Genomic DNA, 23418 nt, shown 5'->3' on the forward strand with positions numbered 1-23418 from the left:
CCGGGGGCCGGCCGCGGTCAGTGCTTGCGCAGGCGGGAGCTGTAGTCCTCGGGGGGCAGGAACTTCGACCAGCGCTCCGGGAACTCCGAGGGCATGCCCCCGTCCTCGTCGCCCTCGTCGTCCTCCGACTCCCCCTCGGCCAGGGCCCGCCAGGCGGCGGCCCGGGCCACGAGCTGGGCCGCCTCCGCCTCGCGGACCCGCTCGTTCGCCTCGCGGGCGGCCGCGGTGGCCACCGAGGGCCAGACCCGGTCGATCGCGGCGTTGACGGCGGCCCCGACCAGGACGGCGAAGGCCGAGATGCCGATCCACAGCAGGATCGCCACGGGGGCGGCCAGCGATCCGTAGATGGTCGGGCCCTCCACCGTGTTGGTGAGGTAGATCCGCAGCAGGAAGGAGCCGAGCACCCACATGGCGAGGGCGACCAGCGCGCCGGGCACGTCCTCGATCCAGGGCGAGCGGACCGGGACGGAGACGTGGTAGAGCGTGGTCAGGAAGGCGATGGAGAGCAGGGTGACGACGGGCCAGTACAGGACCGCGATCACCTCGGTGCTCCAGGGCACCAGCCGCACCACCGCGTCGGGGCCGACCACCATCAGCGGCAGCACGATGGCGCCGATCAGCAGGGCGGCGATGTAGAGGACGAAGGCGAGCAGCCTGGTCTTGACGATGCCGCGATGTCCGTCGAGCCCGTACATGACGGTGATGGTGTCGATGAAGACGTTGACGGCGCGCGAGCCCGACCAGAGGGCGAAGGCGAAACCGAGGGAGATGAGGTCGGGCCGGCCCCGGCCGGTGACGTCGTCGAGCATCGGTTTGGCGATGTCGTTGACGCCCCGGTCGGAGAGCACGGTGCCGACCGCCCGCAGGATGTTCTCCTCGATGCTGGCGACGGTCGTACCGCCCGACCAGCCGTCCACGTAGCCGAGGAGGCCCAGCAGGCCCAGGAAGAGCGGGGGCAGCGAGAGCAGGGTGAAGAAGGCCGCCTCGGCGGCGAGTCCGAGGATCCGGTACTCGATGCACGAGTTCACGGTGTCTTTGAGCAGCAGCCACGCCATCTTGCGCTTGGAGACGTTGCGGTAGAGGGCGCGGGCCCGGTGGAGGCGTCCCGGAATCCGCTCAGGTGTTTCTTTCGCGTGCTGCACGTCCTTACGGTATCGGCATGGCAGCCACCACCCACACAGTCACCAATCAGGCACCGCCCCTCGTGGGCCACGACGTCTACGGCAGCGACCGGGCCCTGAGCGAGGGGGTCGAGCGGCACCTCGCGGACGCCGCGCCCGAACTCGCCGCGGAGGTAAGGGAAGAGCTCACCGGCCTCGGGCGCGCTGCGGGGTCCCGGCAGGCGCAGGACTGGGGGGCGCAGGCGAACGAGAACCCGCCGAAGCTGCGGACGCACGACCGGTACGGCAACCGGATCGACGAGGTGGAGTTCCATCCCTCCTGGCACCGGCTGCTCGGGCAGGCCGTGGGCGCCGGGCTGACCGACGCGTGGGGGCGGCCGGCGGGCCACCTGCGGCGGGCGGCCGGTTTCTTCGTGTGGTCCCAGGCGGAGGCGGGGCACGGCTGCCCGGTCTCGATGACGCACGCGGCGGTACCGGCGCTGCGGACCGATCCGGAGCTGGCGGCCGTGTGGGAGCCGCGGCTGACCTCGCACGTGTACGAGGAGGGCCTGCGGCCGGCCGGGCAGAAGGCCGGAGTGCTCTTCGGGATGGGCATGACGGAGAAGCAGGGCGGCAGCGACGTCCGGGCGAACACGACGGCGGCCGTCCCGCTGGACGCCTCGGGCGAGTACCTGCTGACGGGGCACAAGTGGTTCTGTTCGGCCCCGATGTGCGACGGGTTCCTGGTCCTGGCGCAGGCACCGGGCGGGCTGACCTGTTTCCTGGTGCCGCGCGTGCTGCCGGACGGGACGCGCAACGTCTTCGCGATCCAGCGGCTGAAGGACAAGCTGGGCAACCGGTCGAACGCGTCGAGCGAGGTGGAGTTCGACGGGACGTGGGCGCGGCGGGTGGGCGAGGAGGGCCGGGGGGTGCGGACCATCATCGAGATGGTCGCGGCGACCCGGCTGGACTGCGTCATCGGTTCGGCCTCGCTGATGCGCAGCGCCCTGACGCAGGCCGCTCACCATGCGGAGCACCGCTCTGCTTTCGGAGCACCGCTCATCGACCAGCCCCTGATGCGCAACGTGCTCGCCGACCTCGCCCTGGAGTCGGAGGCGGCCACCACCCTCACGCTCCGCCTCGCGGCCGCGTACGACGCCGTCCAGAGTTCGGGCAACGAGCAGGAGCGGGCCTTCCTGCGCATCGCGGTGCCCGCCGCGAAGTACTGGGTGACCAAGCGCTGTACGCCGATGGTGGCGGAGGCACTGGAGTGTCTGGGCGGAAACGGCTACGTCGAGGAGTCCGGGATGCCCCGGCTGCTGCGCGAGTCCCCGCTGAACTCCATCTGGGAGGGCTCGGGCAACGTCCAGGCCCTCGACGTACTGCGCGCCCTGCAGCGCGAGCCGCAGGCGCTGAACGCCTTCCTCCAGGAGGTCGGCCTGGCCCGCGGCGCCGACCACCGGCTGGATTCGGCCATCAAGAACCTGCTGACCGAGCTCGCGGACCTGGAGGGCATCGAGGCGCGGGCCCGGCGGGTCGTGGAGCGGATGGCCTTGGTGTTGCAGGGATCCCTGCTGGTGCGCTGGGCACCGCCGGAGGTCGCGGACGCCTTCTGCGCCTCGCGCCTGGGCGGGGACTGGGGCGCGGCCTTCGGCACGCTGCCGCACACGCTGGATCTGGGATCCGTGGTGGAACGGGCCCGGATCGCGGGCTGAGAGAGGGCCCCAACCCTCCGCTCGCCGCCTGACGGAAGGCCCCAACCTTCCGAACAGAACCGCCCGGCCGACATCCGGGCCCGTTGACCTCGAACAGGGATGGCGCCGCGCCGACTCGGCACCACCCCTGATCCGAGAAGCCCCGAGGAAGGAGCTGTCACGTCGCTCGGCGACGTCCGTACAGTTTCGATCGGCCGACCGGGACTTGGCCAGAGTTGCAAGACGTTGCAACCTTTGACTCGGCACCGCCCTCGGGGCCGTGCCGGTCCACCCCGTGACGGGGCGCGCACCGGACGGCCCACCGGGCGGAAGCCGTCGTACGTCTGTTCCGCACGGGGAGGTTCAGGTGGCCCACACCACAGGCAGCGCGGTCGATGCGGCACGCATCTCGGCCATGGACGCGCGGGAGGCCGCGCGTCTGCTCAAGGGGGTACGGGCGGCCGCGCTGGCCGGGGACCGGCCGCCGGCCGCGCCGCGCCCGGAGATCGCCGAGTCATGGCGCCGGATGATGGCGGGCGGGGTCCACCCGGACCGCGACAGCCGGTCGCGGATGCTGTCGGTCGCCGAGACCGAGGAGCGGCGCCAGACCTCTCCGCTCCGGGACCTGCTGCCCGTCCTGCGCGAAGGGCTGCTGCCCTCGCTGGACGAGGCCCTGCACATCATGGTCGTCGCCGACGCGGACGGGCGGCTGCTGTGGCGGGAGGGCCACTCCTCGATCCTGCGCAACGCGGACCGGCTCGGCTTCGGGGTGGGCGCCCACTGGGACGAGTCGGTGGTCGGCACCAACGGGGTCGGCACCGCCCTGGTGGCCCGCAGACCGGTGCAGGTGTTCTCGGCGGAGCACTTCGTGTCCAGCCACCACGACTGGACCTGCGCCGGAGCCCCCGTACGGGACCCGCGCGACGGCTCGCTGCTCGGGGTCCTCGACGTCAGCGGGCCGCTGGCCACCATGCACCCGGCGACCCTGGCGTGGGTGAGCTCGGTGGCCCGGCTCGCGGAGCGGGAGCTGCGCGTACGGCACCTGGAGTCGCTGGAACGGCTGCGGTCGGTGGCGGCCCCGCTGCTGGCCCGGGTGGCGGGGCGGGCACTGGCCGTGGACGGCAACGGGTGGACGGCGGCCGTCACGGGGCTCGCGCCGGTCGACCGGATCCCGTTGCCCAAGTCCTTCGGACCCGGTCGGGTGTGGGTGCCGCAGCTCGGCGACTGCCTGGTGGAGCCCCTGCCGGGCGGCTGGCTGGTGAACGTCACGGAGGCCCGTACGGGCGCCGGGGCGGCCGCCCGCGTCGTCCTCGACCTCAGCCGCCCGGGGGCCTGGCGGACCACCGTGTACGGGGCGGCGGGGAGCTGGTCGCAGGAGCTGAGCCCGCGCCACGCGGAGCTGCTGTTCCTGCTGGCGGAGTCCCCCAAGGGGCGCACGGCGGCGGAACTCTCGCAGGAGCTGTTCGGGGACCCCACGCGCACGGTGACGGTCCGCGCGGAGATCTCCCGGGTGCGGCGCAACCTCGGCGGCGTACTCGCCCACCGCCCGTACCGCTTCGCGCACGACGTGGAGGTGGAGCTGATCCGCCCCGAGAACCCGGCCGCGCTGCTGCCGCACTCCACGGCGCCGGCGGTCATCAGCGCCCGGCTGGGCCCGGCGCGGACCGGCGTGATTCCCTGACGTCCATGAGTACGAGCACACTGACCACCTGGTCCCTGGAAATGAACGCACCGACCGACCTCGTCCCGGCGGCCGTCCCGGGTCCGGAGATCCGGATCGTCCGGTCGGAGGTCCCCTCTCCGGAGTTCAGCCGGTTCCTCTACGCCTCGGTGGGCGGCGACATCCACTGGACGGACCGGCTGGCGCTGACCCGCGCGCAGTGGGTGGAGCAGCTGGACCGTCCGGGCGTGGAGACGTGGGTGGCGTACGACCGGGGCACCCCGGCGGGGTACGTGGAACTCGATCCGCAGCCCGACGGTGTGGTGGAGATCATGTACTTCGGCCTCCTCCCCGCCTTCCGGGGGCGGCGCATCGGCGGTCACCTGCTGACCGTGGGCATCGAGCGGGCCTGGTCCCTGGCCGAGCGGTGGCCGGACCTGGCCCCGACGCGGCGCGTCTGGCTGCACACGTGCAGCGACGACGGCCCAACCGCCATGGCGAACTACCTCCGGCGGGGCTTCAAGGTCTTCAAGGAGGAGACGGAGGAGAAGGAGTCCGCTCCGACCCCCGGCCCCTGGCCCGGCGCGTAGCCGCAGCGGGGGCCGGCCCTGCCGGGCCGCCCCCTACCTGCCCTTCCCCCCTTCCGCGGGCTCCGCCCCGGGAAGCCGCGCCGCACACGGGCCTGTGGCTGCCGCCCCCCAAAGGGGCTCCTGAGGTGACTCCCGTCACGGGGATCTTGCGATGCGAGACGAGTTCGTCCGGATAGTGGACAGTAGTGGACTCCTCCAATCGCCACATGCCACGCTTCCCCCCATGAACGGAGCTGGAATTGCCTTGGTGAGTCGGCGGCACGTCGACCTCGGCCGCATGTCCAGCGCCATCTGTCCGGCGCGCTGACGCACAGCACCGCCGCGACAGCGCCCCGCACCGACGTCGCCGCGGACGCGAACACACCGCCCGCCGTCAGCCCACACCGCAGTCCCCTGTAGGCCGGTCGTCGCCCCAAAAGGGCGACGAAACAGCCACATCCGCTCCACGCGCGCCAGGGGTCACGCCGCCGCTCCCCCTGCCCCTGCCTCGAGCCGCCGAAGAAGGACGTACCGCCATGGCCGCCACCCCCGATACGACCGCAGCCGCCGCACCCGCCGCCGCCGCGCGCCGCAAGACCGGCCGTCACCGCGGTGAGGGCCAGTGGGCCGTCGGACACCACACGCCCCTCAACGGCAACGAGCAGTTCAAGAAGGACGACGACGGTCTCAATGTGCGGGCGCGCATCGAGAACATCTACTCCAAGGCGGGCTTCGACTCGATCGACCCCAACGACCTGCGCGGCCGTATGCGCTGGTGGGGCCTCTACACCCAGCGCAAGCCCGGGATCGACGGCGGCAAGACCGCAATCCTGGAGCCGGAGGAGCTGGACGACAAGTACTTCATGCTGCGCGTCCGCATCGACGGCGGCCGGCTGACCACTGAGCAGCTGCGCGTCATCGGCGAGATCTCCGAGGAGTTCGCCCGCGGCACCGCCGACCTCACGGACCGGCAGAACGTGCAGTACCACTGGATCCGCATCGAGGACGTCCCGGAGATCTGGCGCCGTCTGGAGGCCGTCGGCCTCTCGACCACCGAGGCCTGCGGTGACACCCCCCGCGTGATCCTGGGCTCGCCCGTCGCCGGCATCGCGCTGGACGAGATCATCGACGGCACCCCCGCCATCGATGAGATCTACGCCCGCATCGTGGGCAACCCCGCCTTCTCGAACCTGCCCCGCAAGTTCAAGTCCGCGATCTCCGGCTCGCCGCTGCTCGACGTGGCGCACGAGATCAACGACATCGCCTTCGTGGGCGTGAACCACCCCGAGCACGGCCCCGGCTTCGACGTCTGGGTCGGCGGCGGCCTCTCCACCAACCCGAAGCTGGGCGTGCGCCTGGGCACCTGGGTCTCGCTCGACGAGGTCCCGGACGTCTACGAGGGCGTCATCTCGATCTTCCGCGACTACGGCTACCGCCGGCTGCGCACCCGCGCCCGCCTGAAGTTCCTCGTCGCCGACTGGGGCCCGGCCAAGTTCCGCCAGGTCCTGGAGGACGAGTACTTGAAGCGCAAGCTGACCGACGGCCCCGCGCCCGAGCAGCCCAGCGGCCAGTGGCGCGACCACGTCGGCGTGCACCAGCAGCAGGACGGCAAGTTCTACGTCGGCTTCGCGCCCCGCGTGGGCCGTGTCGACGGCGCCACCCTGACGAAGATCGCCGCCGTCGCCGAGCAGCACGGTTCCGGCCGGCTGCGCACCACCGCCGAGCAGAAAATGATCGTGCTCGACATCGAGGCGGGCCAGGTCGACTCGGTCGTCGCGGCCCTGGAGGCGCTGGACCTGCGGGTCAACCCGTCCCCGTTCCGACGCGGCACGATGGCCTGCACCGGCATCGAGTTCTGCAAGCTGGCCATCGTCGAGACGAAGGCGCGCGGCGCCTCGCTGATCGACGAACTGGAGCGCCGCCTGCCGGAGTTCGCCGAGCCGCTCACCATCAACATCAACGGCTGCCCGAACGCCTGCGCCCGCATCCAGGTGGCGGACATCGGTCTCAAGGGCCAGCTGGTCCTGGACGACGAGGGCAACCAGGTCGAGGGCTACCAGGTCCACCTGGGCGGCGCACTCGGACTGGAGGCCGGGTTCGGCCGCAAGGTCCGCGGCCTCAAGGTCACCTCGGCCGGTCTGCCGGACTACGTCGAGCGGGTCGTCTCGCGCTTCGAGAAGCAGCGCGAGGACGGCGAGCGCTTCGCCTCCTGGGTCACCCGCGCCAAGGACGAGGATCTGTCGTGAGCGAGCGCGCCGCACCGTTCTACTGCCCGTACTGCGGCGACGAGGACCTGTTCCCGAACGAAACAGGTCACGGCGCCTGGGAATGCAGGGCCTGCAATCGAGCCTTCCAGCTGAAGTACCTCGGGCTGCTGGCCCGGGGTGTTCAGTCCAATGACGCTGGAGGGGACGAGATATGACCACGATTCAGGACGCAGATCTCAAGGCGGGCGAGTTCAAGACCGCCGACCTCAAGGCGCTGGCCGAGCAGGCGGGCCGGGACCTCGAGGACGCCAGTCCGCTGGAGATCCTCACCTGGGCGGCCGAGACCTTCGGCAGGAAGTTCGCCGTGACCTCCTCCATGGAGGACGCGGTCGTCGCCCACCTCGCCTCCCGCGCCTTCCCCGGCGTGGACGTGGTCTTCCTCGACACGGGCTACCACTTCGAGGAGACCATCGGCACCCGTGACGCGGTCGAGGCCGTGATGGACGTCCACGTCATCACGCTCACCCCGCGCCAGAGCGTCGCCGAGCAGGACGCCGAGTACGGCCCCAGACTGCACGACCGCGACCCCGACCTGTGCTGCGCACTGCGCAAGGTCAAGCCGCTCGAAGAGGGCCTGACCGCGTACGACGCGTGGGCGACGGGCCTGCGCCGCGACGAGTCCCCGACCCGGGCGAACACCCCGGTCGTCGGCTGGGACGAGAAGCGGCAGAAGGTCAAGGTCTCGCCGATCGCCCGCTGGACCCAGGACGACGTGGACGCGTACGTCCTGGAGCACGGTGTGCTCACCAACCCGCTGCTGATGGACGGTTACGCCTCCGTAGGCTGTGCCCCCTGCACCCGCCGGGTGGCGGCGGGCGAGGACGCCCGCGCCGGCCGCTGGGCCGGGCGCGGCAAGACCGAGTGCGGACTGCACGGCTGATGACGACCACCAGCAGGGCAACCAGCGAGACCGACGCACGTACAGAACCGACGGAGACGAACCAGATGAGCGTGAGCGACCAGGGCGCCACCGTGTGGCTGACCGGGCTGCCGAGCGCGGGCAAGACCACCATCGCCTATGCGCTGGCCGAGCGGCTGCGCACCGAGGGCCACCGTGTGGAGGTCCTCGACGGCGACGAGATCCGCGAGTTCCTCTCCGCCGGTCTCGGCTTCAGCCGCGAGGACCGGCACACCAACGTGCAGCGGATCGGCTTCGTCGCCGAACTCCTGGCGTCCAACGGCGTCAAGGCGCTCGTCCCGGTGATCGCGCCGTTCGCGGACAGCCGTGAGGCCGTCCGCAAGCGGCACGCCGCCGAGGGCACCTCGTACCTGGAGGTCCACGTGGCCACCCCGGTCGAGGTCTGCTCCGAGCGTGACGTGAAGGGCCTGTACGCCAAGCAGGCGGCGGGCGAGATCTCCGGTCTGACCGGGGTCGACGACCCGTACGAGGCCCCGGAGTCCCCGGACCTCCGTATCGAGTCGCACACGCAGTCCGTACAGGAGTCGGCTTCGGCCCTGCACGCGCTGCTCACCGAGAGGGGTCTGGCATGACCGCCACCGTCGCACACGTCCACGAAGGGACGGACGCGCCCTACGCGCTGTCGCACCTCGACGCCCTCGAATCGGAGGCCGTGCACATCTTCCGTGAGGTGGCGGGCGAGTTCGAGAAGCCGGTGGTGCTCTTCTCCGGCGGCAAGGACTCGATCGTCATGCTGCACCTGGCGCTGAAGGCGTTCGCGCCGGCGCCGGTGCCGTTCACCCTGCTCCACGTGGACACCGGGCACAACTTCCCCGAGGTCCTGGACTACCGCGACCGTGCGGTCGCCAAGCACGGCCTGCGCCTGCACGTGGCCTCCGTCCAGGAGTACATCGACGCCGGCAAGCTCCGCGAGCGCCCCGACGGCGTCCGCAACCCGCTGCAGACCGTCCCGCTGACCGAGGCGATCCAGAGCCGCAAGTTCGACGCCGTCTTCGGCGGCGGCCGCCGCGACGAGGAGAAGGCCCGCGCCAAGGAGCGCGTCTTCTCCCTGCGCGACGAGTTCTCCCAGTGGGACCCGCGCCGCCAGCGCCCCGAGCTGTGGCAGCTCTACAACGGCCGCCACGCGCCGGGCGAGCACGTGCGCGTCTTCCCGCTGTCCAACTGGACCGAGCTGGACGTGTGGCAGTACATCGCCCGCGAGAAGATCGAACTGCCGGAGATCTACTTCGCCCACGAGCGCGAGGTCTTCCAGCGCAACGGCATGTGGCTGACGGCCGGCGAATGGGGCGGCGCCAAGGACGGCGAGACCACCGAGACCCGCCTGATCCGCTACCGCACCGTCGGTGACATGTCCTGCACCGGTGCCGTCGACTCCGACGCCACCACGCTCGACGCCGTGATCACCGAAATCGCCGCCTCCCGGCTCACCGAGCGGGGCGCGACCCGCGCCGACGACAAGCTGTCCGAGGCCGCGATGGAAGACCGCAAGCGCGAAGGGTACTTCTAACCATGACCTCCACCACCGATCAGGTCGCCGGGCTCGACGACCTCGCGGCGACCACGCTGCTGCGCTTCGCGACCGCGGGTTCCGTCGACGACGGCAAGTCCACCCTGGTCGGCCGTCTCCTGCACGACTCCAAGTCGGTCCTCACCGACCAGCTGGAGGCCGTGGAGCGGGTTTCCGCCGACCGTGGGCAGGACGCCCCGGACCTCGCGCTGCTGACCGACGGCCTGCGGGCCGAGCGGGAGCAGGGCATCACCATCGACGTGGCCTACCGCTACTTCGCCACCGCCCGCCGCCGGTTCATCCTCGCCGACACCCCCGGGCACGTGCAGTACACCCGCAACATGGTCACCGGCGCCTCCACCGCCGACCTCGCCGTCGTGCTGGTCGACGCCCGCAACGGCGTGATCGAGCAGACCCGCCGGCACGCCGCGGTCGCCGCCCTGCTGCGGGTCCCCCACGTGGTCCTGGCCGTCAACAAGATGGACCTCGTCGGCTACGAGGAGTCCGTCTTCGCGAAGATCGCCGAGGAGTTCACCGCGTACGCCACGGGCCTGGGCGTCCCGGAGATCACCGCGATCCCGATCTCGGCCCTGGCCGGCGACAACGTGGTGGAGCCCTCCGCGCACATGGACTGGTACGGCGGCCCCACGGTGCTGGAGCACCTGGAGACCGTCCCGGTCAGCCACGACCTCACCGCCTGCCCGGCGCGTTTCCCGGTGCAGTACGTGATCCGTCCGCAGACCGCCGAGCACCCCGACTACCGGGGCTACGCCGGCCAGATCGCCTCCGGCGTGCTGCGCGTCGGCGAGGCCGTCACCGTCCTGCCGTCGGGCCGCACCTCGGTCATCGAGGGCATCGACGCGCTCGGCGAGAGCGTCGACATCGCGTGGGCACCGCAGTCGGTGACCCTGCGTCTGAGGGACGACATCGACATCTCGCGCGGCGACCTGATCGCGCCGTCGTCGAGCTCGCCCGCCACCACGCAGGACGTCGTGGCGACGGTCTGCCACGTGGCGGACCAGCCCCTCGCCGTGGGCGCCCGGGTGCTGATCAAGCACACCACGCGCACGGTGAAGGCGATCGTCAAGGAGATCCCCTCGCGGCTGACCCTGGACGACCTGTCCCAGCACCCGAACCCCGGGCAGCTCGTGGCCAACGACATCGGCCGCGTCGTCGTCCGTACCGCCGAGCCGCTCGCGCTCGACGCGTACGCCGACTCGCGCCGCACCGGATCCTTCCTGCTGATCGACCCGGCGGACGGCACGACCCTGGCGGCCGGCATGGTCGGCGAATCCTTCGCCTCCAAGGCCGCGACCACCGTTCAGGCCGACGAGGAAGGGTGGGACTTCTGATCATGCGTGCCGATATCTACTCCACCTTCGCGAAAGAGGGCGGCCGCGTAGGCAGCGGCTCCCTCGGCAGCGGCCAGGGAGGTGTGGGGCGATGTGCGTGATGACGTACGCGCACCGCATGCGCGCCCACGCCCCCCACGAGCCGTACCTGCCCCCGCTCCACAGACGAAGACCTGCGTCGTAACCTCACGGCGCTTCGAGAGGAAGTCCTCCCGTGCCTGCCACCGGTACCCCGCGCTCCGCACTTTCCCGTCACGGCCTGCGCCGCGGCATCGCCGCCGCTGCCGCCCTGCCGCTCCTGGTAGGCGCCCTCGCCTCGTGCGGCTACGGCTCCGAGGCCGAGAAGGACGACGCTCCGAAGGCGAACACCGCCGCCGACGCCGGCACGAAGCTGTCGGCCTCCGAGGTCCGCATCGGCTACTTCCCGAACCTGACCCACGCCACCGCGCTGGTCGGTCTCCAGGAAGGCCTGATCGCCAAGGAACTCGGCGCCACCACGATCAAGCCGCAGTCCTTCAACGCCGGCCCCTCCGAGATCGAAGCCCTCAACGGCGGCTCTCTCGACATCGGCTTCATCGGCCCCTCCCCGTCGATCAACGCCTACGTCAAGTCCAAGGGATCCAACCTGCGGATCATCTCCGGCTCCGCCTCCGGCGGCGTCAAACTGGTCGTCAACCCCGCCAAGATCAAGACCCTGGACGACCTCAAGGGCAAGAAGATCGCCACCCCCCAGAAGGGGAACACCCAGGACGTCGCCTTCCTCAACTGGATCGCCGAAAAGGGCTGGAAGGTCGACCCCGAGTCCGGCAAGGGCGACGTCTCCGTCGTCCGCACCGACAACAAGGTCACCCCCGACGCCTTCAAGCAGGGCTCCATCGACGGCGCCTGGGTACCCGAACCCACGGCCTCCAAGCTCGTCTCCGACGGCGCCGCCGTCCTCCTCGACGAAACCGCCCTCTGGCCCGACAAGAAGTTCGTGATCACGAACATCATCGTGTCCCAGAAGTTCCTCAAGGAGCACCCCGACGTCGTCGAGGCCGTCCTCAAGGGCACCGTCAAGACCAACGAGTGGATCAACGCCAACCCCGACAAGGCCAAGGCCTCCGCGAACGCGAAGCTCGCCGCCGAAAGCGGCAAGCCCCTCGACGCCAAGGTCATCGACCCGGCATGGCCCAGCATCCTCATCACCGACGACCCCCTCGCAGCGACGCTGAAGACCCAGTCCGAATGGGCCGTCAAGGCCAAGCTCATCCAGCAGCCCGACCTCAACGGCATCTACGACCTCACCCTGCTGAACAAGGTCCTCAAGACCGCCGGCAAGCCCGAGGTCTCCGACGCCGGCCTCGGCGCCACCAAGTAACCCGTAATCCAGCAACCCAGGAGGTGACGACCATGGCCACCATGCTTGCCAAGGCTGCCGAAGGCGCCGTAGCGGAGCACACGCACGCCGCACGCATCGAGCACGTCTCGAAGTCTTTCTCCGGCCCGGCTGGATCGCAGCTCGTCCTGGACGACATCAGCCTCGATGTCGCTCCCGGCGAGTTCGTCACCATCCTGGGTGCCTCGGGGTGTGGAAAGTCCACCCTGCTCAACCTGGTCGCGGGTCTGGACAAGCCGACCGCGGGTTCCATCGAGACCCCCGGCGGCCGTCCGTCGCTCATGTTCCAGGAGCACGCCCTGTTCCCGTGGCTGACCGCGGGCAAGAACATCGAACTCGCCCTGCGCCTGCGCGGGGTGGCCAAGGCCGACCGCAAGCCGGAGGCCGAGCGGCTGCTGGAGCTGGTCCGGCTCGGCGGCTCGTACGGCAAGCGGGTCCACGAGCTGTCCGGCGGCATGCGCCAGCGCGTGGCCCTGGCCCGCGCGCTCGCCCAGGACAGCCAGCTGCTGCTGATGGACGAGCCGTTCGCGGCGCTCGACGCCATCACCCGCGACGTGCTGCACGGCGAACTCACCCGCATCTGGGAAGAGACGAACCTGTCCGTCCTGTTCGTCACGCACAACGTCCGCGAGGCCGTACGCCTCGCGCAGCGTGTGGTCCTGCTGTCCTCGCGCCCCGGCCGGATCGCGAAGGAGTGGACCGTGGGCATCCCGCAGCCGCGTCGCATCGAGGACGCGGACGTCGCGGAACTGTCCCTTGAGATCACTGAACACCTGCGTGGGGAGATCCGCCGCCATGGCCAGCACTGACACCACTGCCGGGGCCCAGTCCAAGGCCAAGGCCGAAGACCTCGCCGGACTGGAGGCGGGTCTCGACGCGCTCGACGCCGTCCAGACCCACCGCACCCCGGTCCGCGAAGTCCTCGTCAAGAAGGTCCTGCCGCCGGTCATCGCCGTGGGCCTGGTCCTCCTCGTCTGGCAGATCCTGGTCGCAGCGAAGATCACCGACGAGACCAAGCTCCCTGCCCTGTCCTCCGTCTGGGACAGCCTGTCCGACATGTGGATGAAGGGCACCCTGCTCGAGGTCATCTGGACCAGCGTCTCGCGCGGTCTGCTCGGCTTCCTGCTGGCCCTGGCCATCGGCACCCCGCTCGGTCTGCTCGTCGCCCGGGTGAAGTTCGTCCGTGCCGCGATCGGCCCGATCCTGCAGGGTCTGCAGTCGCTGCCCTCGGTCGCCTGGGTGCCGCCGGCCGTGCTCTGGTTCGGTCTCAACGACGCGATGATGTACACGGTCATCCTGCTCGGCGCCGTCCCGTCGATCGCCAACGGCCTCGTCTCCGGCATCGACCAGATCCCGCCGCTGTTCCTGCGGGCCGGCCGCACCCTGGGCGCCACCGGCCTGCGCGGCGCCCGGCACGTGGTCATGCCGGCCGCGCTGCCCGGCTACCTGGCCGGCCTCAAGCAGGGCTGGGCCTTCTCCTGGCGCTCCCTGATGGCCGCCGAGATCATCGCCAGCTCCCCGGACCTGGGCCTGGGCCTGGGCCAGCTCCTCGAGAACGGCCGCAACAACATCGACCTGCCGGGAGTGTTCCTCGCGATCATCCTGATCCTGGTCGTCGGCATCGCGATCGACCTGCTGATCTTCAGCCCGGTCGAGCGGTGGGTGCTGCGCACCCGCGGCCTGCTGGTCAAGAGCTGATCACCGTGCCGGCGCACCACTCCACGCACTCCCCGGCCCTGCTGGTCATAGCCCACGGCAGCCGTGACCCGCGGCACGCGGCGACCGTGCACGCCCTCACCCGGCGGGTACGGGCGCTGCGGCCGGGGCTGCGTGTGGAGACCGCCTTCCTGGACTTCGACGCCCCGACCGTCGACCAGGCGGTGGCCTCGCTCTACCTGTCGGGCGTACGCGAGGTCGTGGCGCTCCCGCTCCTGCTGACGCGGGCGTTCCACGCGAAGTCCGACATCCCGGCGGTGCTCGCCGGCGCCACGTCCCACCTGCCGGACCTCTCGGTCCGGATCGCGGATGTGCTCGGCCCGTCGCCGCTGCTGCTGGCGACCCTGGAGCGCCGGCTGTGGGAAGCCGGCCTCACCCCGGCGGACCGCGCCACCACCGGTGTGGTGCTCGCGTCCGCCGGTTCCTCGGACCCGGAGGCGATCGCAGTGATCGCTGAAATCGCGCGGGAGTGGCGGCACACCGGTTGGTGCGCCGTGCGGCCTGCGTTCGCCTCCGCTGCTCTCCCCCGGACGGAGGACGCCGTACGGGCGCTGCGCGCCGAGGGCGTCCGCCGGATCGCGGTGGCCCCCTACGTCATCGCCCCCGGCCGGCTCCCCGACCGCATCGCGGCGGGCGCCGAAGCCGCGGGCGCCGACGTGGTCTCCGCCGTGCTCGGCCCCTCCCCGGAACTGGCCCGCCTGCTGCTCCGCAGGTTCGACGGCGCCCTGCGGGCTGCGTCCCGCATCCCGGCCCTGGCGGCCTGACCCACCGGCTGCGCGTTCATCCTTCAGCCCGTCCGGCGTTCGAGGACCGGGTCCGGGCGGAGCCCGGGGAACGGGCGAAGGGCGGGTAGGGGACTCCGCCCCGCGCGGCGGCTCACGCCCGGGCGGCGGCCTCGTCGGCCAGGGCCGTCAGGTCCCCGACGGACATCGCACCGGGCGGCAAGCCCTCCCGCGCGAAGATGTTCGCCGCGCGGCGCAGCGTGTCGTTGACCGGCGTGGCCACCCCGTGCAGCCGCCCCAGCAGCACGATCTCCCCGTTGAGGTAGTCCGCCTCCACCGACCCCGTCCCCCGCGCCAGGCTCTGCCAGGACGACCCGCCGCGCACCACTCCGGCCGGCGCCTCCACCTTGCCGTCGCGCGCCGCCGACTGCTCGGCGTCCGAGGCCCAGTCGATCCCCGCCGCCGCGAAGGCGGTCTTCGCCTCGCGTACGGCCCGCAGCAGCAGCGCCGCCTTCGCGGGCTCCGGCTCGGGGCCGGTCGTCGCCTGGATCGCGTTGCCCAGATTGCCCAGCAGCTTCGCGTACTTCCACCGCATCACGTCCTCGACGACCGGCGCCCCGAAACCGGCCTTCTCCAGGTCGGCCGCGACCCGCCGGACGGCCCCGTCGGCGCCTCCGGCGGCCTTCCCCAGGTGCAGGATCCCGGTCAGCGGCGCGCAGAGCGCGGAGACCACTCCCGGCTCCAGGAAGGTCGCCGGCAGCCATACGCAGACCCCGTACGTGCGCGCGAAGCGCCGTAGGGCGAGGCGTTCGCTCTCCACGCCGTTCTGCGCGCACAGCACCGGCAGCCGCTGCGCGGCCGTACCGCCGCCCTCGACCTCCGCGTCGGCCCACGCGTCGAGCGCGGCGAGTGCGTCCTGGGTCTTCACGGTCAGCACCAGCACGTCGTCCGGGCGCAGTTCACCCAGTTCGGCCGGCCCCGTGACGACGGGCAGCCGGTGTACCCGCTCCCCGTCCGCCGTGGTGAGCCGCAGCCCGTTGGTCCGCAGGGCCTCAGCGTGGGGGCCGCGCGCGACGAGGACGACCTGGTTGCCCGACTCCGCGAGCCGTCCCCCGATGGTCGCGCCGATCGCTCCGGCGCCGATGATGATGTAACGCATGCCCACGAGCCTGGCACATCCGCGGGCCTGGGTTACGGTCGGGCCATGTCTGTTGACGTGGATGAGATGTTCGCCCTCGGCGGGGACCTGCCCGTACGCCGCCTCGGACTCGGCACGGGCGGCCTGGTCGGCGCCGGCTACTGGGGCCCGCGCGACGCCCGCACCGCGTCACTCGCGCTGCTGCGCACCGCCGTCGCACGCGGGGTCACCCTGATCGACACCGCCGACAACTACGGCCCCCACCTGGCCGAGGAACTGGTCGCCGAGGCCCTCCACCCGTACGGGGAGCGGCTGGTGGTCTCCACCAAGGGCGGGGTGGTGCGCACCGGCCCCGACCAGTGGCACGCGGCGGGCCGCCCCAAGGACCTGCGCTCCATGTGCGAGGCGAGTCTGCGCAGGCTCCGCCTGGACCGTATCGACCTCTACCAGTTGCACCGCTTCGACCCGGCGGTCCCGCCGGCGGAGCAACTGGGCACGCTGGCCGAGCTCCGGGCCGAGGGCAAGATCCGCCACATCGGGCTGAACACGGTGACGGCGGACCAGCTCAGGGAGGCTCTGACGCTGGTCCCGGTGGCCTCGGTCCAGAACCCGTACAACCTCCTGGACCGCTCCTCCGCGGAGCTCCTCGCCCTGTGCGAGGCCCGCGGCATCGCCTTCCTCCCCTACTACCCGCTGGGCAGCGGCGCCCTGACCCGCGAGAGCGCCGCCGCGCTGACGGCGGTCGCCACCGAACACGGCGCGTCCACCGGCCAGATCGCCCTGGCCTGGCTCCTCCAACACTCTCCCGTCCTCTGCCCCACTCCCGGGACGGGTTCCCCGGACCACCTGGCGGAGAACCTGGACGCGGCGACGGTCCACCTGACCCCGCGCGAGGTGGCCCTGCTGGACGCGCTGGCGCAGTGAGCCCTCCCCGCCCAGGGCGCCGTGCCCGCGCCGCGCCCCGGTCCGGGGTCAGTCCCGCGTGAGCTCCACCAGCTTGGCGACCGTGTTCCAGTTGCGGGTGGTCACGTCCAGGCCCTTGACCACGGCCGGCTTCGCGAGGGCCTCGGCGAGTTTGGAGCGGCCCAGGCCGTTCGGGGCGTAGAGGTAGATGACGCGGTCGCCCACGCGGTATTCCTCCGGGAGGTGTGCGGGGGCGTCGATCGAGGCGAATCGGGACTCGGCGGGCTGCTCGGAGCAGAAGGTGGCGTGGAGCTGCTTGCCTTCGAGGTCGGCGGCCGGGAAGGGGCAGGCGTCGGCGACGGCGCGCAGGTAGGCGCCGTCGAGCACCAGGCAGGGGACCCGGAAGCCGAAGTGGGCTTCGATGGCGTCCTCCAGGTCGCGGGCGAGGGCGGCCGGGGTCCTGTCCGTCGTACTGGTGAAGACGGCGTTGCCGCTCTGCAGGTACGTCTGGGCGTCCTCGTGGCCGAGGCCGTCCAGGATCTGGCGCAGCTCGGCCATGGGGACCTTCTTGTTCCCGCCGACATTGATGCCCCGGAGCAGCGCCGCGTACTTCGCCTTGGTCGTCTTCGTCGTCTTCGTCGCCTTGGTCGTCTTCGTCATGCCTGCACGATAGGGCGCGCCCCTGACAGTGCCCGTGACGCGGGCAGTTCGGCCTCGATCAGGTCGGCGGCCTGCCGGGTGCCGCCCTCGGTCGCCATCTCGCGGCGGATCCGGTCCGCGCGGGCGGCCACCTCGGGGTCGGCGACCAGGGCGAGGACGGCTTCGCGCAGGGTCGCGGCGTCGGCTCCGGCCATCGGGACGTGCCGGGCGACGCCGAGGGCGGCCAGCATGTCGGCGTTGCCGAACTGGTCGACGGCCTGGGGGACGGCGACCATCGGGGTGCTGGTGGCCAGGCCCTCCTGGCTGCCACCGGCGCCGGCGTGGGTGATGAAGGCGTCGGCCTGCCGCAGGATGTCCAACTGGGGCACCCAGCGGTGGACTTCGACGTTGGCGGGGATCTCGCCGAGCTCGGCCTCGTCGGTGAACTTGCCGATCTGGAGCACCACGTGCCAGTCGGGCAGGTCCGCGAAGGCCTCCGCGCAGGCGCGGTAGAAGGCCGGCTGCTTGGTGAAGGTGGAGCCGAGGGAGACCAGGAGGACCTTCTTCCCGGCGGCGGTGGCCGGGCGCGTCCAGGTGCCCTGGGTGGCGCTGCGGTCGCCCTGGCAGGCGCCGACGAACGTGTACACGGCCTCGTCGACCCGATCGGCGTGCGGCTGCAGGGCTCGCGGGATGAGGACGACGCTGCGGCGGGGGCGGCCGACGAACCGGTCGCTGTCCTCCTCGATGCCGTTCTCGTCGAGCCAGGCCCGGAACCGGGCGTAGTACGCCTTCCCGCGCTCGGAGGCGCGCAGTTCGGCGAACATCGGCTCGGCGACCTCCTCCTCGTAGCCGGTCCAGGCGACCAGGTTCGGGGAGAGGGAGACGGCGGGGACGCCCCAGCGGTGGGCGAGGACCATGGCCGGGTATGCGGTGATGTCGTGGAGGACGAGGTCCGGTTCGTCGCCCTCGAAGGCGGCCGCGAGCTGCGGGAGTGCCTGGACGGCGTCGGCGAGGAAGGGCTCGATGTTGTCGATGAGTTCGCTGCCCCACGCCTCGGGGTCGTCCTCGGTGGGGAGGGTGGAGTTCCAGACCACCGGGGTGGCGCCGGTCTCGGCGATCTTGTCGGCGTACGCGGCGGGGATGGCGTAGCTGACGCGGTGGCCGCGGGCGACCAGTTCGCGGATCACTTCGATGCTCGGGTTCACGTGGCCTGCGGCGGCGATGGAGAACATGGCGATGTGGGCGGGCTTCGGGGTCGTGGTCATGAGGAGAACATAACGAGACGAGACGTCTCGTGCAACCTAAAGGAGCCGAGAATCTCGAAAGACGGACCGGATGCGAAACTTGTCCCGCCATGAGCACCCGGGTACGCCCCGGTGCCGCCCGGGACACCGGGGAATCGGACGGACAGCGGAGACGGCATGGACGAGGCGCGCGCCCGGGAAGCCCTGACGGCGGCGGGCCTGGCACGGGCGGGGACGGCCGAGGCCCGGCTGCTGGCCCTCGGCGAGAACGCCGTCTTCGCTCTCGACGACGGCCTCGTCGCCAAGGTCGGCCGGGAGGCGGCACTGTTGCCCCGCGCCGAGCTGGAACTCGCGGTCGCGGCCTGGCTCGCGGACCTCGGGGTCCCCGCCGTCCGCGCGGCCGAACCGGAGCCCCGGCTGGTCGACGGGCATCCGGTGACGTTGTGGCACCGGCTCCCCGACGCGGTCCGCCCGGCCGGCCCGGCGGACCTCGCCGCACTGCTGCGCCGGATCCACGCCCTGCCCGCGCCGCCCTTCGCGCTGCCCCCGCGCGACCTGCTGGGCGGGGTCGAGCGCTGGCTGCGGCTGGCGGGCGCGGCGATCGATCCGGCGGACGCGGCGTACCTGCGGGCCCGCCGCGACGGGTACGCCGACCAGGTCGCCGCCCTCACCCCGCACCTCGCGCCGGGCCCGATCCACGGCGACGCGCTGCCCCGCAACGTCCACGTGGGGCCGGACGGGCCGGTACTCGTCGACCTGGAGACGGTCTCCGCCGACCTGCGCGAGCACGACCTGGTGGTGATGGCCCTCTCCCGCGACCGCTACGGGCTGCCCGGCGCGTCGTACGAGGAGTTCACGGCGGCCTACGGCTGGGACGTGCGCGACTGGGAGGGCTGCGCGGTCCTGCGCGGCGCCCGCGAGACGGCCAGCTGCGCCTGGGTCTCCCAGCACGCCCCGGCGAACCCGAAGGCCCTGGCCGAGTTCCGCCGCCGTGTGGCCTCCCTGCGCGAGGGCGACCCGGAAGTCCGCTGGCACCCCTTCTAGGCCGGCACCCCTTCCAGGGGCGGCGGCGCCGGATCAGGCGGCGCCGGAGACCGAACCGGCCTGCCATTCGCGGCCGATGCCGCGAATCAGCGCCGGGTACACCCCCAGGTACCGGAAGGGCTTGATGCCCGCCATGTAGACGGCGCCGAGCAGGCCGTTGGGCTTGACGAGGACGGCCATCTGGCCGCGGTAGCCGCCGGCCCCGTCCGGGACCCAGCTGATGTGCATCACTCCGTGCACGGTCCGGTTGGCCGTCTCCGCCGCCCACTCGTCGTGCGTCTGGTAGACCGAGCTGAACGGAACCGAGCCGCAGTCGGGCCCGCGGGGACCCTCGCGCAGGTCCGCCGGCAGCCGGTCGCGCAGCGTCGCCACCCGGCCCCCGACGCCGTCGGCGGGCTCGTCCCAGCCGAACAGGGCCCCGAGCTTCCAGCGGATCGCGAAGAGGGCCCGGCCCAGGACGGTGGGGACCGGGTCTCCCCCGCCGCTCGCGAACTGGCGCACGAGCCGATCGAGGTCGTCGGGGCCGCCCGGCGTCGGCAGCTCCCACACGTCCTCGACGTGGAAGTCGCCGGCGATCTCGTGGATCCGCCAGGGGCGGTCGGTGTGCGCGGTTCTGGGGAGTCTCATGTGCAAGCCCCTATCTATACGATGCCGTATAGAAGAAGGCTACCCCGATCTATACGGCACCGTATAGATCGGGCGCGTGCAGGACGGAGGGACATCGTGGGAGCGACCCGCACGCCGCGGCGCGGCTGGATCGAAGAGGGCCTGCGGGCGCTGGCCGCCGGGGGCCCCGATGCGGTCCGGATCGAATCGCTCGCACAGGCCCTCGGCGTCACGAAGGGCGGGTTCTACGGGCACTTCGGCAACCGCGACGCGCTGCTCACCGAAATGCTCGACACCTGGGAGCGCGAGGCCGCCGAGACCGTGATCGAACAGGTCGAGGGCGCGGGCGGAGACGCCAGGGCCAGGCTGAAGCGGCTGTTCGCGATCGTCTCGGTCGCCGACGGGCCGGCGCAGGGCGTGGCGGCCGAGCTCGCGATCCGCGACTGGGCCCGGCGCGAGGAGTCCGTCGCGGAGCGGCTGCGGCGCGTGGACAACCGCCGCATGGACTACCTGCGTTCGCTGTTCGGCGCGTTCTGCCCCGACGAGGACGAGGTCGAGGTCCGCTGCATGATCGTCTACTCCCTGCGGATCGGCGACCATTTCATCGCCGCGGACCACGGGGGCCGCAGCCGCGCCGAGGTCATGGAGCTGACCCGCGACTGGCTGCTGCGGTAGAGCCCCGTCCCGCGTCAGTGCGTCAGTGCGTCAGTGCGTCAGACCCGGTACGGCACGACGGGCCAGGCCCGCTCGACTATCGCCTCGGGGTCGGAGGTGCGCCGCAGGTAGCTCTGCAGCGAGGCCGCCTGCTCGGCCGCCGCGCGGATCTGGAGCTCGTGCAGGTCCGCCAGGGCGACCGTCCCTATCGCCGCGTGCACGGCCCCCATCCGCCGCGCGGCGCGGGCCGCCGCCAGCGCGTCCGCGCCCGCGTCGTGCGCCGCCTCCAGGGTCACGCCGTAGTGCTCGCAGAGGGCCTGGAGGGTCCGCCTGCCCTTGCGGTACCGGTCCGCGTGCTTGTCCAGCACCAGCGGGTCGATGACGGGCGGCGCGGACTTCCCCGGCCAGCGCTCGCCGAGCGGACGGATCCCGTGGCGGCGGCACTCGCGGTCCAGCAGGGTCAGGTCGTACCGCGCGTTCATCACCACCAGCGGGGTCCCCGAGCTCAGCGCCTCCACCAGCGCCCCGGTGATCTCCTCGATCGCCGCAGCCGCCGCCAGCCCCCGCGAGCGGGCGTGGTCCGTGGAGATGCCGTGGATGGCCGAAGCCTGCTCCGGGATGGGTACGCCCGGGTCCACCAGCCACGTACGCTCCCGCGCCACCTGCCCGTCCGGGCCGACGGCCACGACGGCCGCCGTCACGATCCGGTCGGACTCGATGTCGGTCCCCGTGGTCTCCAGATCGAAGGCCACCATCGGCCCGCCGTGCCAGTCCCCCATCCAGTCCCCCGCCCAGTCCCCCACCGCGTGCCCCCCCGTACCCGTCCCTTTACGTCAACGGCTTTCAGCCTGCCACGGCCCACTGACAGCCCTGGAGCCGGGGCGGCCGGCGCCGCTCACGACACGGGGCGGGAGTCCTGCCAGATCGACTCGAATTCCTCGCGGTACGTCGGGAACAGCCCGTGCTCCGCATCCCGTGCGGCCCGCCCGCCGCCCCGCAGGACCAGGACCGGCGCCTCCATGCCCCGGGCCCGGCGCAGGTACGACTGGACCACCGCGATGCCCGAGGACTCGCCCTCCACCAGGTACGCGGTGAAGCGCGGGGTCTCGTCGAAGACGTGGATCTCGAAGCCCGAGGCGTCGCGCAGTCCCGCCCGGACCCGCCGCACGTGCAGGATGTTCATCTCCACCGAGCGGCTCAGCTCGCCCTTGCGCAGGCCCAGCTCCCGCTCGCGCCGCTTGACCGCGCTGCTGGCCGGGTTCAGGAACAGCAGCCGTACCCGGCAGCCGGCCTCGGCGAGGCGTACGAGTCTTCGGCCCGAGAAGTTCTGGACCAGCAGGTTGAGCCCTATGCCGATGGCGTCGAGCCGCCGCGCGCCGCCGAAGAGGTCCTCCGCCGGGAGCTGGCGCTGCAGGCGCACCCGGTCCGGGTGGACGGAGATGACGTCCGCGTACCGGTCTCCGACCAGGTCCTCGACGGCGTCGATGGGCAGCCGGTCCGCGGCCGGCGAGCCCGCGCCGCCGCCCAGTACCTCCAGCAGCCGCGCCGACGCCCGCTCGGCCTGTTCCAGGACCGCCCGCGACAGGGCCCGGTTGCGCGAGACGACGTTGCGGGTGACCTCCAGCTCGTCCAGCGCCTGCTCGATCTCGCGCCGGTCGTCGAAGTACGGCTCGAAGCAGGGCCAGTGCTGGACCATCAGCTCGCGCAGCTGCGGCAGGGTGAGGAAGCTCAGCACGTTGTCGTCGGCGGAGTCCAGCAGGTAGCCCTTGCGGCGGCTGACCTCACGCACGGCGACCGCGCGCTGCACCCACTCCTGGCCGGCGGGGCCCGCGGCCGCCACCACCCAGTCGTCCCCGCCGTGCACGGGCTCGTACACCGGCCGCAGGACCGCCCCGACCACGGACCGCAGCCGCTGCTCGATCAGGTTCAGCCAGATGTACGCACGGCCGGCGCGCTGGGCCCGGGTCCGGACCTCGCTCCACGCCTCCGCGCCCCAGTCCAGCTCGGCACCGGCTCCCGCCTGTGCCTTCCCGGTCCCACCGGTTTCCGCCGGGGCCAGCGATACGGCCCCGGCGGGAATCCCGCCGGCCGCACCGCCCGCGGCGTCCGCCGGGCCGCCCTCGTGACCGCTGTCACCAGGGGGCAGCTCCAGACCTCCCGAGCTCACCCGTGCACCGCCTCCTGCGTCTGGACGCCCGTCTCCAGTGATCACGGAAGGGTACTCCGCGCGTACGGCCCCCTGCAGCCCGATCCGCGGCCCTGCGGCCGGGCGCGGGCCCACGGTCCGTACCCGGTCCGTCCGTTGG

24 protein-coding genes are annotated in these 23418 nt (G+C 72.1%); 17 read left to right on the plus strand and 7 right to left on the minus strand.

The features are described 5' to 3' along the window. Positions 1-17: 17 nt before the first annotated feature. Complete coding sequence (locus tag ABZY57_RS09660) at positions 18-1142, minus strand: YihY/virulence factor BrkB family protein (protein WP_356509910.1); 1125 nt, start codon at positions 1140-1142, stop codon at positions 18-20. A gap of 17 nt (positions 1143-1159) precedes the next feature. Here ABZY57_RS09660 and ABZY57_RS09665 point away from each other — a divergent pair, with 17 nt between their 5' ends. The 14 genes from ABZY57_RS09665 to ABZY57_RS09730 all read left to right on the plus strand — a co-directional run bounded on the left by ABZY57_RS09665 (position 1160) and on the right by ABZY57_RS09730 (position 14926). Next, the gene (locus tag ABZY57_RS09665) at positions 1160-2815 is read left to right on the plus strand and encodes an acyl-CoA dehydrogenase family protein (RefSeq protein WP_356509912.1); all 1656 of its coding nucleotides are present in this window, start codon (positions 1160-1162) and stop codon (positions 2813-2815) included. Between the two features lie 394 nt (positions 2816-3209). Beyond that, positions 3210-4475 carry a GAF domain-containing protein gene (locus tag ABZY57_RS09670; protein ID WP_356509985.1) on the plus strand — a complete coding sequence of 422 codons (1266 nt, stop codon included), beginning with the start codon at positions 3210-3212 and terminating at the stop codon, positions 4473-4475. A 5-nt stretch (positions 4476-4480) separates the two neighbouring features. Continuing rightward, a complete protein-coding gene (locus tag ABZY57_RS09675; protein ID WP_356509914.1) occupies positions 4481-5044 on the plus strand; it encodes a GNAT family N-acetyltransferase in 564 nt (187 codons plus the stop codon). Between the two features lie 223 nt (positions 5045-5267). Next, a complete protein-coding gene (locus ABZY57_RS09680) occupies positions 5268-5351 on the plus strand; it encodes a putative leader peptide (RefSeq protein ID WP_312847410.1) in 84 nt (27 codons plus the stop codon). Between the two features lie 208 nt (positions 5352-5559). Next, complete coding sequence (locus tag ABZY57_RS09685) at positions 5560-7269, plus strand: nitrite/sulfite reductase (RefSeq protein WP_356509916.1); 1710 nt, start codon at positions 5560-5562, stop codon at positions 7267-7269. Then, a complete protein-coding gene (locus tag ABZY57_RS09690; RefSeq protein ID WP_214956597.1) occupies positions 7266-7445 on the plus strand; it encodes a DpnI domain-containing protein in 180 nt (59 codons plus the stop codon). The genes ABZY57_RS09685 and ABZY57_RS09690 overlap by 4 nt, the downstream gene beginning before the upstream one ends. After that, positions 7442-8170 carry a phosphoadenylyl-sulfate reductase gene (locus ABZY57_RS09695; protein ID WP_356509918.1) on the plus strand — a complete coding sequence of 243 codons (729 nt, stop codon included), beginning with the start codon at positions 7442-7444 and terminating at the stop codon, positions 8168-8170. Before ABZY57_RS09690 ends, ABZY57_RS09695 begins: the two co-directional genes overlap by 4 nt. Next, on the plus strand, positions 8170-8781 hold the full coding sequence (cysC, locus tag ABZY57_RS09700) for an adenylyl-sulfate kinase (RefSeq protein ID WP_356509920.1): 612 nt from the start codon (positions 8170-8172) through the stop codon (positions 8779-8781). The genes ABZY57_RS09695 and cysC overlap by 1 nt, the downstream gene beginning before the upstream one ends. Next, positions 8778-9716 carry a sulfate adenylyltransferase subunit CysD gene (gene cysD, locus ABZY57_RS09705; RefSeq protein ID WP_356509922.1) on the plus strand — a complete coding sequence of 313 codons (939 nt, stop codon included), beginning with the start codon at positions 8778-8780 and terminating at the stop codon, positions 9714-9716. Before cysC ends, cysD begins: the two co-directional genes overlap by 4 nt. 2 nt (positions 9717-9718) lie before the next feature. After that, positions 9719-11068 (plus strand): GTP-binding protein, encoded by a 1350-nt coding sequence (locus ABZY57_RS09710; RefSeq protein WP_356509924.1) that lies wholly within the window; start codon positions 9719-9721, stop codon positions 11066-11068. A gap of 214 nt (positions 11069-11282) precedes the next feature. After that, the gene (locus ABZY57_RS09715; protein ID WP_356509926.1) at positions 11283-12428 is read left to right on the plus strand and encodes an aliphatic sulfonate ABC transporter substrate-binding protein; all 1146 of its coding nucleotides are present in this window, start codon (positions 11283-11285) and stop codon (positions 12426-12428) included. 32 nt (positions 12429-12460) lie between these two features. Then, positions 12461-13255 (plus strand): ABC transporter ATP-binding protein, encoded by a 795-nt coding sequence (locus ABZY57_RS09720; protein ID WP_356509928.1) that lies wholly within the window; start codon positions 12461-12463, stop codon positions 13253-13255. Beyond that, on the plus strand, positions 13242-14144 hold the full coding sequence (locus tag ABZY57_RS09725) for an ABC transporter permease (RefSeq protein ID WP_356509930.1): 903 nt from the start codon (positions 13242-13244) through the stop codon (positions 14142-14144). The genes ABZY57_RS09720 and ABZY57_RS09725 overlap by 14 nt, the downstream gene beginning before the upstream one ends. 5 nt (positions 14145-14149) lie before the next feature. After that, the gene (locus tag ABZY57_RS09730) at positions 14150-14926 is read left to right on the plus strand and encodes a sirohydrochlorin chelatase (protein ID WP_356509931.1); all 777 of its coding nucleotides are present in this window, start codon (positions 14150-14152) and stop codon (positions 14924-14926) included. Positions 14927-15038: 112 nt separating this feature from the next. Here the strand turns inward: ABZY57_RS09730 and ABZY57_RS09735 are convergent, their stop codons facing one another. After that, positions 15039-16043 carry a 2-dehydropantoate 2-reductase N-terminal domain-containing protein gene (locus ABZY57_RS09735; protein ID WP_356509933.1) on the minus strand — a complete coding sequence of 335 codons (1005 nt, stop codon included), beginning with the start codon at positions 16041-16043 and terminating at the stop codon, positions 15039-15041. A gap of 45 nt (positions 16044-16088) precedes the next feature. Between ABZY57_RS09735 and ABZY57_RS09740 the strand changes: the two genes are divergently transcribed. Next, positions 16089-16946 (plus strand): aldo/keto reductase, encoded by an 858-nt coding sequence (locus tag ABZY57_RS09740; protein ID WP_356509935.1) that lies wholly within the window; start codon positions 16089-16091, stop codon positions 16944-16946. A gap of 48 nt (positions 16947-16994) precedes the next feature. Here ABZY57_RS09740 and ABZY57_RS09745 read toward each other — a convergent pair whose 3' ends face one another. Together ABZY57_RS09745 and mgt are read right to left on the minus strand one after the other, a co-directional pair. Continuing rightward, complete coding sequence (locus tag ABZY57_RS09745; protein ID WP_356509937.1) at positions 16995-17585, minus strand: DUF1697 domain-containing protein; 591 nt, start codon at positions 17583-17585, stop codon at positions 16995-16997. Then, on the minus strand, positions 17582-18829 hold the full coding sequence (mgt, locus tag ABZY57_RS09750; protein ID WP_356509939.1) for a macrolide-inactivating glycosyltransferase: 1248 nt from the start codon (positions 18827-18829) through the stop codon (positions 17582-17584). The genes ABZY57_RS09745 and mgt overlap by 4 nt, the downstream gene beginning before the upstream one ends. Before the next feature lie 156 nt (positions 18830-18985). On the opposite strand from mgt, the gene ABZY57_RS09755 reads away from it, so the two are divergent. Further along, positions 18986-19852, plus strand: a complete 867-nt coding sequence (locus ABZY57_RS09755) for an aminoglycoside phosphotransferase family protein (RefSeq protein WP_356509941.1) — start codon at positions 18986-18988, stop codon at positions 19850-19852. A 33-nt stretch (positions 19853-19885) separates the two neighbouring features. Here ABZY57_RS09755 and ABZY57_RS09760 read toward each other — a convergent pair whose 3' ends face one another. Then, entirely contained in the window at positions 19886-20479 is a 594-nt protein-coding gene (locus tag ABZY57_RS09760) for a DUF2867 domain-containing protein (RefSeq protein ID WP_356509943.1), read from the minus strand. Between the two features lie 96 nt (positions 20480-20575). Between ABZY57_RS09760 and ABZY57_RS09765 the strand changes: the two genes are divergently transcribed. Continuing rightward, on the plus strand, positions 20576-21133 hold the full coding sequence (locus ABZY57_RS09765; protein WP_356509945.1) for a TetR/AcrR family transcriptional regulator: 558 nt from the start codon (positions 20576-20578) through the stop codon (positions 21131-21133). A gap of 38 nt (positions 21134-21171) precedes the next feature. Here ABZY57_RS09765 and ABZY57_RS09770 read toward each other — a convergent pair whose 3' ends face one another. After that, positions 21172-21891 carry an exonuclease domain-containing protein gene (locus tag ABZY57_RS09770; RefSeq protein ID WP_356509988.1) on the minus strand — a complete coding sequence of 240 codons (720 nt, stop codon included), beginning with the start codon at positions 21889-21891 and terminating at the stop codon, positions 21172-21174. A 116-nt stretch (positions 21892-22007) separates the two neighbouring features. Next, a complete protein-coding gene (locus ABZY57_RS09775; protein ID WP_356509947.1) occupies positions 22008-23279 on the minus strand; it encodes an SAV2148 family HEPN domain-containing protein in 1272 nt (423 codons plus the stop codon). Positions 23280-23418: the final 139 nt, after the last annotated feature.

This window comes from Streptomyces sp. NPDC006450, assembly GCF_040612195.1.
Lineage (GTDB): Bacteria > Actinomycetota > Actinomycetes > Streptomycetales > Streptomycetaceae > Streptomyces.

Coding starts and splice junctions, on each gene's coding strand:
- ABZY57_RS09745 (WP_356509937.1), bottom strand. CDS start 17,585: ATGACGAAGACGACCAAGGCGACGAAGACGACGAAGACGACCAAGGCG.
- ABZY57_RS09695 (WP_356509918.1), top strand. CDS start 7,442: ATGACCACGATTCAGGACGCAGATCTCAAGGCGGGCGAGTTCAAGACC.
- cysC (WP_356509920.1), top strand. CDS start 8,170: ATGACGACCACCAGCAGGGCAACCAGCGAGACCGACGCACGTACAGAA.
- ABZY57_RS09735 (WP_356509933.1), bottom strand. CDS start 16,043: ATGCGTTACATCATCATCGGCGCCGGAGCGATCGGCGCGACCATCGGG.
- ABZY57_RS09770 (WP_356509988.1), bottom strand. CDS start 21,891: ATGGGGGACTGGCACGGCGGGCCGATGGTGGCCTTCGATCTGGAGACC.
- ABZY57_RS09670 (WP_356509985.1), top strand. CDS start 3,210: ATGGACGCGCGGGAGGCCGCGCGTCTGCTCAAGGGGGTACGGGCGGCC.
- ABZY57_RS09725 (WP_356509930.1), top strand. CDS start 13,242: ATGGCCAGCACTGACACCACTGCCGGGGCCCAGTCCAAGGCCAAGGCC.
- ABZY57_RS09710 (WP_356509924.1), top strand. CDS start 9,719: ATGACCTCCACCACCGATCAGGTCGCCGGGCTCGACGACCTCGCGGCG.
- ABZY57_RS09760 (WP_356509943.1), bottom strand. CDS start 20,479: ATGAGACTCCCCAGAACCGCGCACACCGACCGCCCCTGGCGGATCCAC.
- mgt (WP_356509939.1), bottom strand. CDS start 18,829: ATGACCACGACCCCGAAGCCCGCCCACATCGCCATGTTCTCCATCGCC.
- ABZY57_RS09675 (WP_356509914.1), top strand. CDS start 4,481: ATGAGTACGAGCACACTGACCACCTGGTCCCTGGAAATGAACGCACCG.
- ABZY57_RS09680 (WP_312847410.1), top strand. CDS start 5,268: ATGAACGGAGCTGGAATTGCCTTGGTGAGTCGGCGGCACGTCGACCTC.
- ABZY57_RS09720 (WP_356509928.1), top strand. CDS start 12,461: ATGGCCACCATGCTTGCCAAGGCTGCCGAAGGCGCCGTAGCGGAGCAC.
- ABZY57_RS09665 (WP_356509912.1), top strand. CDS start 1,160: ATGGCAGCCACCACCCACACAGTCACCAATCAGGCACCGCCCCTCGTG.
- cysD (WP_356509922.1), top strand. CDS start 8,778: ATGACCGCCACCGTCGCACACGTCCACGAAGGGACGGACGCGCCCTAC.
- ABZY57_RS09755 (WP_356509941.1), top strand. CDS start 18,986: ATGGACGAGGCGCGCGCCCGGGAAGCCCTGACGGCGGCGGGCCTGGCA.
- ABZY57_RS09740 (WP_356509935.1), top strand. CDS start 16,089: ATGTCTGTTGACGTGGATGAGATGTTCGCCCTCGGCGGGGACCTGCCC.
- ABZY57_RS09685 (WP_356509916.1), top strand. CDS start 5,560: ATGGCCGCCACCCCCGATACGACCGCAGCCGCCGCACCCGCCGCCGCC.